Source organism: Brevundimonas vesicularis (assembly GCF_027105095.1).
GTDB lineage: Bacteria > Pseudomonadota > Alphaproteobacteria > Caulobacterales > Caulobacteraceae > Brevundimonas > Brevundimonas vesicularis_E.
Genome location: NZ_CP114278.1, coordinates 2702501 through 2720521 on the forward strand (window position 1 = coordinate 2702501; position 18021 = coordinate 2720521).

Here is an 18021-nt window from a genome sequence, read left to right on the forward strand (position 1 = left end):
CCCACGCTTTCGAGCCTCAGCGTCAGTAATGAGCCAGTGTGTCGCCTTCGCCACTGGTGTTCTTCCGAATATCTACGAATTTCACCTCTACACTCGGAGTTCCACACACCTCTCTCATACTCAAGACACCCAGTATCAAAGGCAATTCCGAGGTTGAGCCCCGGGATTTCACCCCTGACTTAAATGTCCGCCTACGCTCCCTTTACGCCCAGTAATTCCGAGCAACGCTAGCCCCCTTCGTATTACCGCGGCTGCTGGCACGAAGTTAGCCGGGGCTTCTTCTCCGGGTACCGTCATTATCGTCCCCGGTGAAAGAATTTTACAATCCTAAGACCTTCATCATTCACGCGGCATGGCTGCGTCAGGCTTTCGCCCATTGCGCAAGATTCCCCACTGCTGCCTCCCGTAGGAGTTTGGGCCGTGTCTCAGTCCCAATGTGGCTGATCATCCTCTCAGACCAGCTACTGATCGTCGCCTTGGTGAGCCTTTACCTCACCAACTAGCTAATCAGACGCGGGCCGCTCTAAAGGCGATAAATCTTTCCCCCGAAGGGCACATTCGGTATTAGCACAAGTTTCCCTGAGTTATTCCGAACCTAAAGGCACGTTCCCACGTGTTACTCACCCGTCCGCCACTAACTCCGAAGAGTTCGTTCGACTTGCATGTGTTAGGCCTGCCGCCAGCGTTCGCTCTGAGCCAGGATCAAACTCTCAGGTTGAGTTGACTTCTGACCTAAGCATCGGACCGACCGAAGTCGTCCTTGGCATTAGTTCTACGTATTTTATTGACGAGTTCCCACGTCATCGATCCGAAGACCGACGCATGGTATCTTTTCAAAAAAGACCGCAGATAGTCAGTGTCGTATGATGACCTCTAGGGTCATCGCAAGAACACCGCCGCCTGCGTTTCTCTTTCCAAATCAACAATGTCAAAGACCTGGAACCTCCGGAGAGGCCCGACCGTTTAACGCCGTGTCGTCGGCGGAGGCGGCGATTTAGAGAACCGCAAACCCCGTGTCAACCGCTCTTTTCAGAGATCTTTCGGAGAGAAGAGCGAACCCTTCAGACCGCAAGAAACCACCGGAGGAAAGCGAGGCTTACCTCTAAAAACCCGTCGGCGATTCGATTGGAGCGCGGAACCTAGTTAAACCAACCGATGAAAGCAAGAAGTTTTTCAACTCTTTCTTTCGTGGGACCTTGGAGATTTTCATCCCCGCCGCCCCGCCGGCCGGCCCGTTTCCGAGCGAGGCGGCTCTATACGGAGACGTGGATTTGTCAGCAAGCGGATTCTGATGATGCGGGGGAAGTTTCTCGCAAAACCGGAATCGGCCAACAGCGCGCGCGCCTCTCATCCTGCAATATAGGTCCGCAAGCTCTCGGCCTCATGGGCGTGTTCGGCGATCTGACACTTCACCACGTCGCCGATGGAGATGACGCCGACCAGACGATCCGCCTGCATCACCGGCAGATGCCGGATGCGCCGATCAGTCATTCGGGTCATCAAAGCCGACATCTCCTCGGCCGGTTCGGCATAGATCACCTTGGCCGTCATATAGTCGGCGACCGGGCGGTCCAGCGCATCGGCGCCATCGGCCGCCAACGCCTTGACCACATCGCGTTCGGAAAACACCCCGACCACCTTGTCGCCGTCACAGACGACCAGCGCCCCGACCCGCTTCTGCTCCAATTCTGCGCACGCCTGCGTCACCGTCAGATCCGGCGCGATTGAGAAGACGGCGTTTCCCTTGGTCTTGAGGATTTCGGCGACGAACATCGCGGTCCCTTCTCTCTAATAAGAAGCGACCGCGGGGCCGGAATGGCGACAGGGCCGCTCAGGGAGCGATGATCGCTCAGCCCCCGTCCGGAATCAACGCGCCTCACGGATGAGGCGCGCCCCCGTTTCCGAACATCCGCCCCAAGGGACCGATGGCCAGAAAGCCGATCACGAACCCGACCGCGTGAGCCTCCCAGGCGATCCGCGCACCCTCGGCCCCGGGCAGGCCGCCGATCATTCCTGTCACGGCGTTGACCGCCATCCAGGTGATGGCCGCGCCGATCACGCGGCGATCGGCGATCGGCAGCACCCCGCCCTGCCCTCCCAGCAGTCGCGTCGCGGCGCCGATCAGGCCGAAGACGGCGCCGGACGCGCCGACCATCGGCTCGCTGGATCCCCAATGGATCAGCCCGTAGCCCAGCGACGCCAAGACGCCGCAACCCAGATAGAAGAGCAGAAAGACCGTCGGACCAACCTTGGTCCCGAACAGCCGCGCCACCGGCGTCCCGAAGGCCAGCGCCGCCACCGCATTCATGATCGCGTGGGTCCAGCCGCCGTGCAGCAGCATGGCCGTCAGCAGGCCGCCCCATCGCCCCTGCTCCAGATCAATGGGCGCGAACGCCATGCTCACGCCCGTGTCCGGCAGGTCGCGCTGGAACAGATACAGCGTCGGCATCGACACGGCGACCAGCAGCACGACCAGCGGCACGTTGAACATCGGCTCTCGCGCCGGGCGGCTGTTCGGCGGATCGAATCGACCGGATGCATCTGACATGACGCCACAAATGCTCAGTGACCCGCGTCGCATCAAGCGCTTCTTAATAACCTTAATGCAGGTTGGGGTGCGGATCACGCTCGTGGTCCGGCGTTCGTTTGTGCGCGAGGAACCCCGGAATGCCCGCCAAGAGGCTGTTTGTATCCACCGCCGTCATGGCTTTCGCCGCCGCTGCAAGCGTGCCGGCGACCGCGCAGTCGACGGGTTCGGGCGGCGCTTCGCGCTTCCAGCAAGGCTATGGCGGCGCGCGAACGGCCGCCAATACGGCCGCGACCGGCTATACGCGTGACGCCAACGGCAATCGGCTGATCGTCAACGGCATCATCCAGTCCGGCGCCTCATCCTATTCCAGCCAGTCCGGCGGCGCGGCCTCGGCCTATGCCGGCGCGGGCGCGTCCAGCAACGGCGGCACGACGATCGGCGGCTCCACCGCCATCGGCAATCAGCTGAACGTGGTGGTCCAGGGCAGCCGCAACACCGTCATCGTCAACTCGACCCAGACCAACACCGGCGCCATCAACGCCGGTACGGCACTGAACGGGAACATCAACCTGCCATGAGCCGACGTCATCTTATCAAGGGGTCCGCCGCCGTCTCGGCCGTCGCCCTTCTGCTCGCCGGCTGCGTCAGCCCAGTCGCGGGTCCATCGGGTCAATATGCGACGCCGATCGGCAATGCGCCGGTGACCGCAAACCCCACGCCCTATTCCGCCGCGCTCTATTGCCTGGCCGACTACGCGCGTCGCTACAACCTGCCCTCGCCACGCATGGCCGTGGGCAGGATCAGCGACTACACCGGCACAGTGTCGTCCGACGGCGGCCGCCAGATCACCGGCGGCGCCTCCCTGATGGCGAACTCGGCGCTGGCAAAGGCCGGCGCCCGCATCGTCGAACGCTACGACACCTCGGTGTCCGAGCTTGAGCTGCGCTACGCCAACAACAAGCTGATCGGCGACCAGGCCCCCGACGCCAAGGGGCCAGAGGACACCCAGTACCGCCGCATCCTGGCCGGTCAGGTGCCGGGTTCGGACTTCTATGTCGTCGGCGGCATCACCGAGGTGAATTACAACATCCGCTCCGGCGGCTTCGACATCGCCGGCGGCGAGGTCGACAGCAACCGCCCCGGCTCGGGCATCGTCAACCACCGCGTCTATGTGATGAACATCGCCATGGACCTGCGCCTGGTCCAGACGACCACGCTGGAGGTGGTCGATGTCGTCTCCTATCAGAAGCAGATCATCGGGCGCGAAATCTCGGCCGGCGTGTTCGACTTCCTGAACGGCAACGTCTTCGACATCTCGGCCGGCACGGGCGGGATGGAACCGACGCAGCTGGCCGTCCGCGCCTTGGTCGAACGGGCCACGGTCGAGTTCATGGCCAACCTCTATGGCGCGCCCGGCCCCGAAATCTGCCTGAACCCCGCCAACGATCCGCTCGGCGATTCCACGGTCGGCCCGACCGGCGGCTATTATCCGGCCTATCCCACTCAGGACACCAACAATGGCCAGACCCGCGCCGATCCGTCTCGTTGGCATGATGGCCGCGACGGCGACGTTCGCCGCACTCGCCACTGAGGCGAGCGCCCAGCAAACGCCGACCTGCGACCCGCAAGCCGGCGAAACCTGCTCCAGCACCCAGACCCAGACCGGCGACGTTACCGGCCTGGTGGACATCGACCTGTCCGTCGATCAGGTGACCGTCAGCACCAACGCCCAGGGCAATGCGCTCGCGGGCGGGGTCACGGCCGCCTCCGCCGGCCTGGTCTCGCGCCAGTCGATGACCGGCGCCACAGTGGCCCGCAGCAATGTGGTCGTGAACGGAGAGGCCGACGGCCAGCTCAGCGTCGATACGACCGCGCGCGGCAACTACTTGGGCGTCACCACCGATCGCGCGACCTTCGCCGCCGACGCCAGCCAGTCCGCGACCGGCGACCGGGTCGAGGCCGGAACCTATGTCCAGGCGCCGAACGGCCGCGTGCTGCAAGGCGGTTTCGCCACTAGCACCGCCGTCGCCAACACCCTCGCCCTGGGCGGCCCCTCCTCGTCCCTGACCGGCGTCATCGACCAGAGGGCCCAGACCACCGTCTTCGCCGAGACCGTCGCCGACGTTCAATACATCCCCGCGCCCGCGATCTTCTCGTCCCAGGCTGTCGCCAATGCGGTCCAGACCAACACCACGGGCGCCTCGCACCAGGATCTGGCTATCCGTCAGTCGAACGCCGCTTCGACGACCGAGGCGCGCACCGACGTCTATGTCGACAACGGCTGGGACCTGACGGTCGGCGCCAACGCCGGGGCCAACCAGGCAATCACCGCCAACGCCGGCGGCTCCATGCTGATCCAGACGGACCAGGCCAACGCCGGCCGCGTCCGCGCCGACGCCCGCGTCCAGACCAACCTCCAGGGCCAGACGGTTCTGGCGGCCCGCAGCGTCGCCAACGAGACGGTCGCCGGCAACAACGACATCTATCTGAAGCTGGACAACACTCAGCTGAATACCGGCGGGGTCGAGGCCAACGCGACCTATGTCGGCGTCAACGGCTATGACGCCTACGTCGGCTCCGACGCGGTCGGCAATGTGGTGACGGGCTATGCCTGTTCCCAGTGCGGCGGCGACGTCAACGTCAACAACACCCAGACCAACAGCGGCAATGTCACCGCAACCACCAACGCCACGGTCTCGTCCGGACGCACCGCCGTGGTCGGCGCCAACGCCGTCGGCAACAGCGCTAGCTTCTACATCAGCCGCCCCGGCGGCTGATCCGAACATGACAAGTCGGTAAGGTTCGCCAGCGCCGCTTGTGGCGAAGGCAAGCACACTTTACACATCCGGCATCGCGCCATCGGGGGTTGCGGTTTCGGAGTGATCTTATGCGTTCTGCGCGTCATCTGCTGCTTGTCGCCGTCTCGGGACTGGCCCTGACCACCGGGGCGTTCGCCGCTCCTGCTCTTGCCCAAACCACGCCGCCCTCTGCGGCCGCCGCCGGTCAGGTCGCGCCGTCAGCCCCCTGGGCCCAGGCCGCCAGCGACATTCCAGCCGATCCGGCCGTCCGTTACGGCCTGCTGCCCAACGGCATGCGCTACGCCCTTCTGCACAATGCGACGCCTCCGGGTCAGGCCTCGTTCCGCCTGCGCATCGACGCCGGCTCGCTGATGGAGCGCGACGACCAGAAGGGTCTGGCCCACTTCATGGAGCATATGGCCTTCAACGGCACCAAGGACGTGCCGGAGAACGAGATGCTTCGCATCCTCGAGCGCCTGGGCCTGGCCTTCGGCGCCGACACCAACGCCTTCACCAGCTTCGACCAGACCGCCTATATGCTGGAGTTGCCCAACACCAAGGACGAGACGGTCGATCCCAGCCTGCACATCCTGCGCGAGATGATGTCGGCGGCCCTAATGGCGCCGGACGCCATCGATTCCGAGCGCGGCGTCATCGTCGGCGAGGAGCGGACCCGCGACACGCCGCAACTGCGCGTGCTGAAGACCCAGCTCGGCCTCCTGGCGCCCGGCCAGCGTCTGTCGGAACGCCTGCCGATCGGCGACCTCGACATCATCCGCACCGCACCGCGCCAGCGCTTCGTCGACTTCTACGACGCCTACTATCGCCCCTCGCGCGCCACCTTCATCGCCGTGGGCGACTTCGACGTGGATGCGATGGAGGCCAAGGTCCGCGCGGCCTTTGGCGACTGGAAGCCGACCGCCGCCGATGGTCCCGAGCCCGACCTGGGAACCGTCGCCCCGCGTCAACCGCAGACCAGCATCCTGGTCGAGCCGGGCATCCAGTCCTCAATCCAGATTAACTGGATCAAGGCCCCGGACCTCAGCCCCGACACGGCCGCCGAGCGCGCCGCCGACGTCCGTCGCGGCCTGGGCCTGGCCGTGCTGAACCGTCGCCTGGGCGAGATCGCCCGCGCCGACAACCCGCCCTTCATCGGCGCCGGCGCCGGATATCAGTCGCTGTTCGACAGCCTGGACGCCGGCACCCTGTCGGTCGCCTTCAATCCCGGCGGCTGGCAGCGTGCGCTGGAAAGCGTCGAGCAGGAAAGCCGTCGTCTGGCTGAATACGGCGTCAGCGACGCCGAGCTTCAGCGCGAAATCGTCAACACCCGCACCGCGCTTCAGAACGCCGTCGCCTCGGCCGCGACCCGTTCGACCTCAACCTTGGCGAACGGTCTCTTGGGCGCCATCAACGACGATCAGGTCTTCAGCTCGCCCCAGACCAACCTCGATCTCTTCAACGAGGCCGTCGAAGGCCTGACCGTCGATCAGGTCAATCAGGCGACCAAGGCGGTGTTCGAGGGCCAGGGCCCGCTGCTGCTGTTCAGCTCGCCCGTCCCGGTCGAGGGCGGCGAGGCCGCCGTCACCGCTGCGCTGGAGGCCTCGCGCAATACGCCGGTTCAGGCCCGCGCCGCCGAGGCCGAGCTGAAGTGGCCCTATGCTGACTTCGGCGCCCCGGCGGTCCCCGCCGCCCGTTCGGAAGTCGCAGATCTGGGCGCGACCCTGGTTCGCTTCCCGAACGGCACCTTGCTGAACATCAAGAAGACCGACTTCCGCGCCGATCAGATCCTGGTCAGCGCCCGCACCGGTCTTGGCGAACTGGGCCTGCCTGCCGACACCCTGTCGCCGCTGTCGATGGCCAGCACCGTCCTGGCCCCCGGCGGTCTAGGCAAGCTCAGCCTGGACGAAATGAACCGCGTCCTCAGCGGACGCACCTATAGCGCCGCCGTCAATCAGGCCGGCGACGCCTACATCTTCGCCGGCGCCACCAAGCCCGCCGATCTCCAGTTGGAGCTTCAGGTTCTGGCCGCCTACCTGACCGATCCGGGTCTGCGCGGCGCCTCGTTCGAACAGACCAAGGCCATGTTCCCGCAAATCCTGGCCCAGCTGGGCGCCACGCCGCGCGGCGTCTTCCAACGCGACGCCTCGGGCCTGCTGGCCAGCGGCGACGCGCGTGAGACGACCCCGACCGCGGAACAGATCGCCGCGATCCAGATCGATGACATTCGTTCCGGCGTTCGCTCAGCCCTGGCCCAAGGTCCGGTCGAGATCACCGTCGTCGGCGACGTCGACGTCGACGCGGTCATCGCCGCCGTCGGCTCGACCTTCGGCGCCCTGCCCTCGCGCGGTCAGGCGCCCACGCCGCCCGCCGGATCGACGGTGCGCAAGTTCCCGGCCCCGACCGCCACGCCGGTCCAGCTGTATCACACCGGACCCGCCGAACAGGCTCTGGGCTTCGTCGCCTGGCCGACCACCGACCAGGTCGAAGATCGCAAGACCGCGCGTCAGCTGTCGATCCTGTCGGACGTGCTTCAACTGCGCCTGAACGACGAGATCCGCGAGAAGCAGGGCCTGGCCTATTCGCCTAGCGCCGGCTCGACCGCCTCGGACACCTATCCGGGCTACGGCTTCATCTCGGTGACGGCGGAAACCCCGCCGGCCGCCCTGCCCAAGCTGTTCGAGACGGTGGACGCCATCGCCGCCGACCTGCGCGACAATCCGATCAGCGAGGACGAACTGAACCGCGCCCGTCGCCCCGCCGTCGAGCGCATCCGTCGCAGCATGGCCGACAACGGCTATTGGCTGACCCAGCTGTCGCAGGCCCAGAGCGATCCGGCGACGCTGGATCAGACCCGCAACCAGATCGCCACCCTGGAAGCCGTCACCGCCGCCGACCTTCAGGCCTTGGCTCGCCAGTATCTGAAGTCCGACAGCGCCTGGCGCGCCACCGTCACCGCTCAACCGGCGGCCCAGTAACGCCAACGAAAAAGGCCCCGGTTCTCGCGAACCGGGGCCAGTCGTCAGGATCGTCGACGGAGAGCCGACGGTCGCCTTATCTCATGTCCCGCCTGAGCGGCGGCTGAACGGGCGTGTTTAGGTCCGGTTCAGAAGACCCGGCCGCCGACGCCGCCGTCCAGGGTGATCACCCCGGTCAGCACGGTCGCGCTCTCGACCTGTTCCTCGCGGTATTCGGTGTATTCCTCTTCGCGATACATCGTCAGGATCTTGATCCCGGCGCCGTAGCGACGCAGCAGCGAACGCTCGTTGCAATCCCGCTCGGGCTTCTCGGGCCGGCATTCCAGCTTGCCGCCCGTTCCGTACCACAGCGCCTCATGCTTGCGGCAGGTCAGGGTCGTGCCGTGATCGAAGCTGACGTCGCCGTTGTAATCGGCGATGGTCGCCTGCAGCCAGGTGCCCGACAGGCAGCGATACAGCTCGCCCTCGAACCCTTCGGCGATCTCGCGATCCGGCCGCACCTGCGAGGCGGGGTGGGGCACCTGGCGGTCGTCGATGCAGACGGCCTGGATGACGACCCGCTTCATCATGCTGCGAAAGGCGCTGTAGGGGGTGCGCACCGTCTGGGCGATCACGCCCTCGACGGCCAGGCCCTGGATGGTGGTCGGATAGGGCTGATCGACGCTGACATAGGCCGCGCCGCCGCCTCCGCCGAAGCTGCCCGAGAACCCGCCGGCGCGCGCGTTGACGTAGGACCGCGCGCCCGAGTTGGCGTTGGCCCCGGCGCCCGCGTTCGCATTGGCGCTCGCGCCAAGGTTCACGTTCACATTGACGTTGGTGTTGATATTGCCGTTCCAGTTGCCGTTGTTGCCGCCAGGACCGCAGTTTCCACCGCCGTTGCAGGGCGGCGGCTCGGGCGGCGGCGGCGGCTCGCACGAGGTGCACGGCGGCGGCTCGCAGCCGGAGTTGCATTGCGCCAGCGCGGCTCCGGCGCCCGCCGAGACGGCGAGACCGGCCGCCAGGCCCAGCATCCATTTCGTGATCCGCAGCCGCATCGGCGGGAACTCCCAAGCGAATATCGTGTCGGCCGAACAAGATTCCGGCCGATCCTCCCGTCACAAAACCGCAAAAGCCTTTCGTTTCCGTTGATGACGCCTGCGCTTCGGGATGGCGCAATGCCGCATCCGTCTGCTAGACCGCCCGCACAATGACCGTCCGCGTCTCCATTCGCCTGATTTCGATTAGCCGCCCGGCGTAGCGCTTCTGGGCCGCATGGCCCCGTGCACGCCGGGATCGACAGCCCACGATACGGGCGAGTGAAATAGCGAACGCTCAACCTTCGACGCCGAGACTTTACATGGCCGACGCCACCGACACCCCTTGCGGCCGCGACTATCGCGACACCGTCTTCCTGCCCGAGACGCCCTTTCCCATGCGCGGCGGCCTGCCCCAGAAGGAGCCGGTCATCCTGGAACAGTGGGGCGATCTCTACGGCACCCTGCGCGCCGAGCGTCAGGCGCAGAACGCCCCCCTCTATGTCCTTCACGACGGCCCGCCCTACGCCAACGGCGACATCCACATCGGTCATGCGCTGAACAAGACGCTGAAGGACTTCGTGGTCCGCAGCCGGTTCCTCCTGGGCTACGATGTCGATTACGTCCCCGGCTGGGACTGCCACGGCCTGCCGATCGAGTGGAAGATCGAGGAGCAGTTCCGCGCCAAGGGCCGCCGCAAGGACGAGGTGTCCAAGGACGAGTTCCGCCGCGCCTGCCGCGAATACGCCGGCAAATACATCGACCTGCAAAAGGACCAGTTCCACCGGCTGGGCATCGTCGGCGACTTCGCCAACCGCTACGCCACCATGGACTTCACCTCCGAGGCGGCCATCGTCGCCGAGTTCCACAAGTTCAAGAACTCGGGCCAGCTGTATCGCGGCTCCAAGCCGGTCATGTGGTCGCCGGTGGAGCGCACCGCCTTGGCCGACGCCGAGATCGAGTACCACGACCACGTCAGCCCGACGATCTGGGTCAAGTTCCCGGTCACGGCCATGTCGGACGACCATCCCGACGACCTCTTGGCCTTCCGCTCCAGCACGCCCTCTATCGTCATCTGGACCACCACGCCCTGGACCATCCCGGCCAACCGCGCCATCAGCTACGGCCCCGAAATCGCCTATGGCCTGTATGAGGTCACGGCCATGGAGGAAGGCCTTGAGTTCGCGCCCTGGGCCAAGCCCGGCGACCGCCTGATCCTGGCCGACAAGCTGGCCGAGGACGTGTTCAAGGCCGCCAAGATCGCCGCCTGGACCCGCGTCTACGACATCAATCCGTCGGGCCTTGAGACCGCCCACCCGCTGGCCGCGCTCGACAGCGGCTACGGCTTCTCCGTGCCCCTGCTGGCCGGCGATCACGTCACCGACGACGCCGGCACCGGCTTCGTCCACACCGCGCCCGGCCACGGCGCCGACGACTTCGAGGTGTGGAAGGCCCACGGTCATCACGAGGTGCCCGACACCGTCGATCCCGACGGGGCCTATTACCCTCACGTCCCCCTGTTCGCGGGCCTGAAGGTGCTGGAGACCGAGGGCAAGAAGACCGGCAAGTTCGGTCCCGCCAATGGCGCGGTGATGGAGAAGCTGATCGAGGCCGGCAACCTCTTGGCGCGCGGGCGACTGGAGCATTCCTATCCGCACAGCTGGCGCTCCAAGGCGCCGATCATCTTCCGCAACACCCCTCAGTGGTTCATCCGCATGGATCAACCCTTGAAGAGCGGCGACACCCTGCGCGAGACGGCGCTGAACGCGATCGACGCCACCGCCTTCCATCCCGTCGCCGGCAAGAACCGCATCCGCTCGATGGTCGAGGGCCGTCCCGACTGGCTGGTCAGCCGCCAGCGCGCCTGGGGCACGCCTCTGGCGATGTTCATCGAAAAACAGACGGGCCAGCCCCTGCATGACCCCGAGGTCGACGCCCGCATCGTCGCGGCCGTCGCCGAACATGGCGCCGACATCTGGTTCACCGCGCCCGACAGCGATTTCCTGGGCGCCCACGACCCGGCTCGCTACGAAAAGGTCGAGGACATTCTGGACGTCTGGTTCGATTCCGGCTCGACCCATGCCTTCACGCTGGACCCGCGCCTGCCGGAAAACGGCTACACCGGCGACCGTCCCGCCCACTGGCCCGCCGACCTCTATCTGGAAGGCTCCGACCAGCACCGTGGCTGGTTCCAGTCGTCCCTGCTGGAAGGCTGCGGCACGCGCGGCCGCGCCCCGTTCAAGGCGGTCCTGACCCACGGCTTCACCCTCGACGAGAAGGGGGAGAAGATGTCCAAGTCCAAGGGCAATACGACCGACCCCCTGACAATCATCAAGGAATCCGGCGCCGACATCCTGCGTCTGTGGGTGGCCCTGGTCGACTATTCGGACGACCAGCGGATCGGCAAACAGATCCTGCAGACCACGGTCGACGCCTATCGCAAGCTCAGGAACACCGTCCGCTATCTGCTGGGCGCCCTGGCCGATTTCGATGAGGCCGAACGCCTGCCGCTGGACCAGATGCCGCCGCTGGAGCGGTTCATCCTGCACCGCCTGCATGAGCTCGACGCTCAGGTCCGCGCCGCCTACGCCGAATACCGCTTCCAGGACGTCGTCCGCCCGGTGCTGGAGTTCTGCGCCGGCGACCTGTCGGCCCTGTATTTCGACATCCGCAAGGACGCCCTGTACTGCGACCGCCCCGACAGCCTGCGCCGTCGCGCCGCCCGCACGGTGATGGACGAGGTCTTCATGCGCCTCACCGCCTGGCTGGCCCCGCTGACGCCCTTCACGATGGAAGAGGCCTGGACCACGCGCTTCCCGGACGCGGGCTCCAACTGCGCGCGGGTCATCCCCGACACCCCGGCCGAATGGCGTAATCCGGCCGAGGCCGAGCGTTGGGCAGAGATCGCCAAGATCAAGAGCATGGTCAACTTGGCGCTTGAACAAGCTAGAAACCTGAAGCGCATCGGTGGTTCTCTAGACGCGCATCCCCTGATTTTCCTTGATCCGAAACTTGGAAAACGTGCTGACGGGAAACCCGCCTATATCGGCGACTTTGAAGCAGAGGGTCTTTCCATCGAGGATTTCGCGGCGGAAGTTTTCGTGACAAGCCTCGCCAGTTTCAAACACGCGCCCGTTCCTGAAGGGGCTGTTCTGCACGAAAACACTCCTCTGGTAGGCGTAGTCATCGGATTGGCCGACCACCCGAAATGCGCCCGCTCGTGGCGCCGCGTCCCCGACGTCGGCTCCGACCCCGTCTACCCCGACCTCTCGGCCCGCGACGCCGATGCGGTTCGGTACTGGGACCAGACGCACGCCTGATCGCACCAAACCGTCTCCTCCCCATGCAAGGGGGAGGGGGACCGCGAAGCGGTGGAGGGGCTCTTGACGTCCCACAGAGGTCGGGGATGCGCGAAGAGCCCCTCCGTCTCTCCGCTGCGCTTCGAGCCACCTCCCCATGACATGGGGAGGAGACGATGCTCAGCCAGCGCAATGACGCTGGTCCATCCGCAGCGATTTCAATCGCTTGCCGATTTATGTCCCCCTTTTCCCGTCCGCGGGGTCAAACGGCCCCATAATGCACCTGTCTCGTCGCATGGAGGGCTCGCCTGGCCTGCGACCTTGCGGCGGCGAGAGCGGAGGGAACGGGGGCGATGGTGAGATCCCATCGCGGCGCCGGGGCTGATCGGTCGGGGAATCGCCCCGGCGTCCGCAGTCGCGTCGCAGGGTCGAGGGGGATACTCGGCCGCACCGGGGATCGGGGATCGCTGCTCCGACCCGCCCGTCGCAGGCTGATGGGGTTAGGCGACAAGACCGCCACCGCTCGGCGCCCCGAGCTTGCAGGCCAACCTTCCGCGCGGAGCGTCACACCCTTCGTCGAAACGGTAATCACATCACAGAACTCCGGGCGAAGGCCCGACGCTCCGCCCAGCCCTCCATCCCCTTCGCAGGCCGAAAGCCGCGAAGACGAAGCCGTTTTCCGTCCCGCGCGACACTGCGTCATCTTGTCAAACCGCGCCTCGCGCCCCAACTGCAAAGCCTACCCAAATCACACCTTCGCTCGCGACAGGAGCCCTGATGCCGCATGCCGACAGCCTGATTCTCACCCTGGTCGGGGGCTTTGTCCTCGCCTTCGTGTTCGGCATGCTGGCGCATCGGCTGAAACTGTCGCCCCTGGTGGGCTATCTCGTCGCGGGCGTGATCGTCGGCCCCTATACCGGCGGTTTCGTCGCCGACACCGAACTGGCGCCGCAACTGGCCGAGATCGGCGTCATCCTGCTGATGTTCGGCGTCGGCCTGCACTTCTCGCCCAAGGATCTGATGCAGGTCCGCAAGGTCGCCATTCCCGGCGCCCTGGTTCAGATCGGCGTCGCCACCGTGCTGGGCTGGGGGCTCGGCCGGTTCGTGCTGGGCCTGGGCGATGTCGAGGCCCTGCTGATGGGCTTCGCCCTGTCCGTCGCCTCGACCGTCGTCCTGCTGCGGGCGCTGGAGGAGCGCAAACAGGTCAAGGGCGAGATCGGCCGCATCGCCGTGGGCTGGCTGATCGTCGAGGATCTGGTCATCGTCATCGCCCTGGTCATGCTGCCCATGGTGCTTGTCCCGGCTGGAACCCAGACGGACTTTGCGGCCCTGGGGGCAGACGTCGGCCTGACCCTGCTCAAGGTCGTGCTGTTCGTCGTCGGCATGCTGGTCGTCGGCGGCAAGGTCATCCCCTGGCTGCTGATCCGCATCGCCCACACCAAGTCGCGCGAACTCTTCACCCTGGGCGTCCTCGCCATCGCCCTGGGCATCGCCTGGCTGGCCTATTTCCTGTTCCATTCCTTCGCGCTGGGAGCCTTCCTGGCCGGCCTGGTGATGAACGCCTCGCCCCTGGGTCACAATGCGGCAGAGCGATCCCTGCCCCTGCGCGACGCCTTCGCCGTGCTGTTCTTCGTTTCGGTCGGCATGCTGTTTGATCCGATGATCGTGGTGCGCCAGCCGTGGGCGGTTCTGGGCGTTTTGGGCATCGTCATCGTCGGCAAGTCGGTCGCTGCCCTGGTCATCGCCAAGACCTTCAAGCTGGATCGCCCGACCGGCTTCACCGTCGCGGCGTCCCTGGCCCAGATCGGCGAGTTCTCCTTCATCCTGGCCGCGCTCGGCGTGTCCCTGGGCGCCATGAGCCGCGAGACCCACGACCTGATCCTGGCCGCCGCCCTGCTGTCCATCTCGCTCAACCCCTTCGTCTTCCTGTTCACCGACCGGATGGGCGGAAAGCCGAAGCCGCCTGCGGCCGGCGCGATCCGCCCCGCAGCGGCGGACGGCCCGATCACGGATGCGGTCGCGGCGCCCTGAGCCCCTTTCCGCGCCGTCCGCCGCCCGCTATCGTCCGCTCATGGACAAAATCGCCGCAGATCAGGCCGTCCTTCACTATGGCGACGGCGAGTTCGCCGTCTTGAAGCCCGGCCGCTTCGTGCGCTGCGCCGTCACGGACAAACCGATCCCGCTGGAAGTCCTCCGCTACTGGAGCCCCAGCCGCCAGCAGCCCTATTTCGGGCCCGCCGAATTCCTCGCGGCCCAGCAGGGCGCAAAATGATCTTGTCGCGCCGCGCCCTTCTGACCGGCGCGGGCGCCAGCCTGATCGCCGCCCCGCTGATGGCTGAGGACAGCAACGTCCTGCCGCTGGCCTTGAACGGCGCCTGGCGTCAGGGCGGCTACGCCTTCGGTCGCACCGCGCCGCGCGCCCTGATCTTCGTCGACGGCGAGGCTCTGACGACCGCCTCGGCCGCCGGCCTCTTCGTGATCGGCTTCGACCGCGACGCCGGTCCAACCACCCAGGTCGAAGCCCGGTCCGGCGACCGGTCCGCCCGACGCACGCTCGCCATCGCCCCCTACGCCTTCCCGTCAACCAGCGTGAACGGCCTGCCGCCCTCGACCGTCGAGCCCAGCGATCCCGCCCTCCTGGCCCGCATCCAGCAGGAGATCGCGCTGAAGACCGAGGGCTTCGCCAGCCGCATCGACACCGACGACTTCAAGGACGGCTTCGTCTGGCCGCTGGAGAGCTACCGGGTCTCCAGCGCCTGGGGCGCTCAGCGCGTCCTGAACGGCACGCCCGCCCGGCCCCATTACGGCATCGATCTCGCCGCGCCGCAGGGCAGCGTCATCCGCGCCCCCGCCAACGGCCGCATCGCCTTCGTGCGCCCCGATATGCATTTCGAGGGCGGCCTGACCCTGGTCGACCACGGTCAGGGCCTGAACAGCTGCTATCTGCACCAGTCGCGGCTGGATGTGGCGCTGGGTCAGCGCGTCCGGCGCGGCGATCCGCTGGGCCGCGTCGGAATGACCGGCCGCGCCACCGGCCCGCACCTGTGCTGGCGCATGAAATGGCGCGATCGCAACCTTGACCCGTCGCTGATGGTCGGCGCGCAGGCTCCAGAAACCCTCGCCTGATCAAGGGCTCCTCTTGCGAGACTACGCATATCCCCTTAGCCTCGCGCCAATCTCTGGCAGGCCCCGATGATCTCACTGAAATCGCTGAACGTCCTGCTCGTGGACGACAATCAGAACATGCGCGCGATCGCTGCCGCCGTGTTGCACTCGGCCGACATCCGCAACGTCTATGAGGCGGCCGAGGGCGCGACCGCCTTCGACCTGCTGCGTCGCCACGCGATCGATCTGGCCATCGTCGATTTCAACATGTTCCCGCTGGACGGCGTCGAGTTCACCCGCCTGGTCCGCACCAGCCCCGACAGCCCCAATCCGCATCTGCCGATCATCATGATGACCGGCCATTCCGAACGCAGCCGCGTCTACGAGGCCCGCGACGCCGGGGTGACCGAGTTCATCGTCAAGCCGATCACCGCCAAGGCCGTGCTGGATCGGCTGAACGCCGTCATCATGAAGCCGCGCCCCTTCATCAAGGCCGATGGCTATATCGGCCCCTGCCGTCGGCGCCGCGATACGCCCGACTACGCTGGGCCTTACCGTCGAGGGTCGGACGCCTCGCGGTCCAACGCCGCATAGACCTTGTCCGGCCAACGCTTGTGGACCCAGAACCAGTCCACGGGATGCTCTCTGACCCGGTCCTCGACGAAGCGATTGGCGGCCTGGATGCCGGCCAGCGTATCGGCCGCCTTGTCATCGCTTTGATTGACCACGATCGGCTCGTGCGCCGTCACTCGAAACCGCACGCCCGGCAGCCGCACCACCGACAGCGGCAGCATGACGGTATCGAACTTCAACGCCAGTCTCGCCGCTCCAGGCGAGGCGTTCACCGGCTGACCAAAGAACTCCACCTCCGGCCCCTGATTGTATTTCTGATCGACCAGCAGGGCGATGGAATCGCCGCGCTTCATCCCCGCCATCAGCTCGCGTGTCCCATCGCCCTTGGGCGCGAACAGGCGGATGCCGTATCGCTCCCGGCTCTGGCGGATCAGGGCGTCGACGTACGGATTATTGGCGGCGCGATAGGTCACCTGACACGGCACGCCCGCCGCCATGATCACCGCCGCCATCACCTCGAAGTTGGCCAGATGGCCCGAGATCAAAACGGCCGGCTTGCCGCTGTCGCGCAGGGCGTGCAGCCGCTCCATCCCGACCACCTCGACCCGCCCGCCTTCGGGCGTCAGATGATCCATGACCGCCAGCTCCGCGAAGGTCCGGCCCGTCTGATCCCACTGCGCCAGGGTGAGGGCCTCGCGCTCATCGCTCGGCATGTCGGGAAAGGCGATGCGGAGGTTTCGCATCACCGTCTTCTGCGTGCCGGTCAGCGGCCCCAGGGTGCGCAGCAGCCAGCCGCCCAACCCCGACGCCCGCTCGACACCCAACAGGCGCAGAAAACCGAACAGCGCCTGAAAGCCGAAGGCCTCCAGGCGCCATGCGAAATCCTGTCGCCAATCGCTACTCTTACCAGGCAATCGTCAATCCACCGTCCACCACGAGGGTCTGGCCGGTCACATAGGCCGACGCAGGGCTGCACAGATAGACCGCCGTCCCTGCGATTTCATCGGGCTGACCGATCCTTTTCAGCGGCGCCGGCTCGGTGACCTGTTTCAGCAGCTCGGGATTCTCCCACAGATATTTGGCGAAATCGGTCTGGACCAATCCAGGCGCGATGCAGTTGACCCGCACGTTCGACGGCCCCCACTCCACCGCCAGGTTGCGCACCAGCTGCATGTCCGCCGCCTTGGAGATGTTGTAGGCGCCGATCAGGGCGTTGCCGCGAAGCCCGCCGATGGACGAGATCACCAGGATCGCCCCGTCCTTGCGCTCCACCATCTGCGGCGCGACCATCTGGATAAGCCAGTGGTTCGAGATGACGTTATTCTGCAGGATCTTTTCGAACTGGTCGTCGGCGATGCCCGCCATCGGCCCGGCGTAGGGATTGGTCGCGGCGTTACAGACCAGAATGTCGATCTGGCCGAAGGCGGCGTTGGTCTCATCGACCAACCGCTGCAAATCTTCCTTCGAGGCGATGTTGGCCGGCACCGCGATGGCGCGCGGTTCATCGGCCTTGGCGCCGTACTTGCCGTTGATCTCGGCGGCGACCTCGTCGCACGGCCCGGCCTTGCGCGACGAGATGACGACCTTGGCGCCGTGTTCGGCCAGCCGTTCGGCGATGGCCTTGCCGATTCCCCGCGACGAGCCGGTGATGATTGCGACCTTGCCGGTCAGATCGAACAGTTCCATTGCGTTTCCCGTAGGTTTGGCGGGGATATTTGCAGCCCCGCT

14 protein-coding genes and 1 rRNA gene (1 of these 15 running past the window's edge) are annotated in these 18021 nt (G+C 66.1%); 9 read left to right on the top strand and 6 right to left on the bottom strand.

The window, feature by feature from the left end; all coding sequences use genetic code 11:
• The 3 genes from O2K97_RS13505 to O2K97_RS13515 form a co-directional block, all read right to left on the bottom strand.
• Window positions 1-718, bottom strand: a 16S ribosomal RNA gene (locus tag O2K97_RS13505); it reaches 743 nt to the left of the window's first position.
• A 629-nt stretch (window positions 719-1347) separates the two neighbouring features.
• Window positions 1348-1773, bottom strand: coding sequence for a CBS domain-containing protein (locus O2K97_RS13510; RefSeq protein ID WP_112861507.1), 426 nt, complete (start codon window positions 1771-1773; stop codon window positions 1348-1350).
• 103 nt (window positions 1774-1876) lie between these two features.
• Window positions 1877-2548 carry a rhomboid family intramembrane serine protease gene (locus O2K97_RS13515; protein ID WP_269219649.1) on the bottom strand — a complete coding sequence of 224 codons (672 nt, stop codon included), beginning with the start codon at window positions 2546-2548 and terminating at the stop codon, window positions 1877-1879.
• Window positions 2549-2667: 119 nt separating this feature from the next.
• Here O2K97_RS13515 and hfaA point away from each other — a divergent pair, with 119 nt between their 5' ends.
• The 4 genes from hfaA (at window position 2668) to O2K97_RS13535 (ending at window position 8303) form a co-directional block, all read left to right on the top strand.
• Window positions 2668-3108: a holdfast anchoring protein HfaA gene (hfaA, locus tag O2K97_RS13520; protein WP_269219650.1), complete on the top strand. Its 441-nt coding sequence runs from the start codon at window positions 2668-2670 to the stop codon at window positions 3106-3108.
• Window positions 3105-4121, top strand: a complete 1017-nt coding sequence (gene hfaB / locus O2K97_RS13525; RefSeq protein WP_039247049.1) for a holdfast anchoring protein HfaB — start codon at window positions 3105-3107, stop codon at window positions 4119-4121. The genes hfaA and hfaB overlap by 4 nt, the downstream gene beginning before the upstream one ends.
• Window positions 4048-5307: a holdfast anchor protein HfaD gene (gene hfaD / locus O2K97_RS13530; RefSeq protein ID WP_269219651.1), complete on the top strand. Its 1260-nt coding sequence runs from the start codon at window positions 4048-4050 to the stop codon at window positions 5305-5307. The genes hfaB and hfaD overlap by 74 nt, the downstream gene beginning before the upstream one ends.
• A 110-nt stretch (window positions 5308-5417) precedes the next feature.
• Window positions 5418-8303, top strand: a complete 2886-nt coding sequence (locus O2K97_RS13535; protein WP_269219652.1) for a M16 family metallopeptidase — start codon at window positions 5418-5420, stop codon at window positions 8301-8303.
• Window positions 8304-8431: 128 nt separating this feature from the next.
• Here O2K97_RS13535 and O2K97_RS13540 read toward each other — a convergent pair whose 3' ends face one another.
• Complete coding sequence (locus O2K97_RS13540; RefSeq protein WP_269219653.1) at window positions 8432-9337, bottom strand: hypothetical protein; 906 nt, start codon at window positions 9335-9337, stop codon at window positions 8432-8434.
• A gap of 302 nt (window positions 9338-9639) precedes the next feature.
• Here O2K97_RS13540 and ileS point away from each other — a divergent pair, with 302 nt between their 5' ends.
• From ileS to O2K97_RS13565, 5 genes are all read left to right on the top strand, one after another.
• Window positions 9640-12636, top strand: a complete 2997-nt coding sequence (ileS, locus tag O2K97_RS13545; protein ID WP_269219654.1) for an isoleucine--tRNA ligase — start codon at window positions 9640-9642, stop codon at window positions 12634-12636.
• Window positions 12637-13392: 756 nt separating this feature from the next.
• Window positions 13393-14646, top strand: a complete 1254-nt coding sequence (locus O2K97_RS13550) for a cation:proton antiporter (protein WP_269219655.1) — start codon at window positions 13393-13395, stop codon at window positions 14644-14646.
• Between the two features lie 40 nt (window positions 14647-14686).
• Window positions 14687-14887 carry a DUF2093 domain-containing protein gene (locus tag O2K97_RS13555; RefSeq protein ID WP_269219656.1) on the top strand — a complete coding sequence of 67 codons (201 nt, stop codon included), beginning with the start codon at window positions 14687-14689 and terminating at the stop codon, window positions 14885-14887.
• The gene (locus O2K97_RS13560) at window positions 14884-15741 is read left to right on the top strand and encodes a M23 family metallopeptidase (protein ID WP_269219657.1); all 858 of its coding nucleotides are present in this window, start codon (window positions 14884-14886) and stop codon (window positions 15739-15741) included. The genes O2K97_RS13555 and O2K97_RS13560 overlap by 4 nt, the downstream gene beginning before the upstream one ends.
• Before the next feature lie 66 nt (window positions 15742-15807).
• A complete protein-coding gene (locus O2K97_RS13565) occupies window positions 15808-16314 on the top strand; it encodes a response regulator (RefSeq protein ID WP_269219658.1) in 507 nt (168 codons plus the stop codon).
• On the opposite strand, the gene O2K97_RS13570 is transcribed toward O2K97_RS13565, so the two are convergent.
• Together O2K97_RS13570 and O2K97_RS13575 are read right to left on the bottom strand one after the other, a co-directional pair.
• Window positions 16272-17207, bottom strand: a complete 936-nt coding sequence (locus O2K97_RS13570; protein WP_269219659.1) for a lysophospholipid acyltransferase family protein — start codon at window positions 17205-17207, stop codon at window positions 16272-16274. The genes O2K97_RS13565 and O2K97_RS13570 overlap by 43 nt on opposite strands.
• Window positions 17197-17979 (bottom strand): SDR family NAD(P)-dependent oxidoreductase, encoded by a 783-nt coding sequence (locus tag O2K97_RS13575; protein ID WP_066624513.1) that lies wholly within the window; start codon window positions 17977-17979, stop codon window positions 17197-17199. Before O2K97_RS13575 ends, O2K97_RS13570 begins: the two co-directional genes overlap by 11 nt.
• Window positions 17980-18021 lie beyond the last annotated feature (42 nt).

Coding starts and splice junctions, on each gene's coding strand:
- O2K97_RS13510 (WP_112861507.1), bottom strand. CDS start 1,773: ATGTTCGTCGCCGAAATCCTCAAGACCAAGGGAAACGCCGTCTTCTCA.
- O2K97_RS13515 (WP_269219649.1), bottom strand. CDS start 2,548: ATGTCAGATGCATCCGGTCGATTCGATCCGCCGAACAGCCGCCCGGCG.
- hfaA (WP_269219650.1), top strand. CDS start 2,668: ATGCCCGCCAAGAGGCTGTTTGTATCCACCGCCGTCATGGCTTTCGCC.
- hfaB (WP_039247049.1), top strand. CDS start 3,105: ATGAGCCGACGTCATCTTATCAAGGGGTCCGCCGCCGTCTCGGCCGTC.
- hfaD (WP_269219651.1), top strand. CDS start 4,048: ATGGCCAGACCCGCGCCGATCCGTCTCGTTGGCATGATGGCCGCGACG.
- O2K97_RS13535 (WP_269219652.1), top strand. CDS start 5,418: ATGCGTTCTGCGCGTCATCTGCTGCTTGTCGCCGTCTCGGGACTGGCC.
- O2K97_RS13540 (WP_269219653.1), bottom strand. CDS start 9,337: ATGCGGCTGCGGATCACGAAATGGATGCTGGGCCTGGCGGCCGGTCTC.
- ileS (WP_269219654.1), top strand. CDS start 9,640: ATGGCCGACGCCACCGACACCCCTTGCGGCCGCGACTATCGCGACACC.
- O2K97_RS13550 (WP_269219655.1), top strand. CDS start 13,393: ATGCCGCATGCCGACAGCCTGATTCTCACCCTGGTCGGGGGCTTTGTC.
- O2K97_RS13555 (WP_269219656.1), top strand. CDS start 14,687: ATGGACAAAATCGCCGCAGATCAGGCCGTCCTTCACTATGGCGACGGC.
- O2K97_RS13560 (WP_269219657.1), top strand. CDS start 14,884: ATGATCTTGTCGCGCCGCGCCCTTCTGACCGGCGCGGGCGCCAGCCTG.
- O2K97_RS13565 (WP_269219658.1), top strand. CDS start 15,808: ATGATCTCACTGAAATCGCTGAACGTCCTGCTCGTGGACGACAATCAG.
- O2K97_RS13575 (WP_066624513.1), bottom strand. CDS start 17,979: ATGGAACTGTTCGATCTGACCGGCAAGGTCGCAATCATCACCGGCTCG.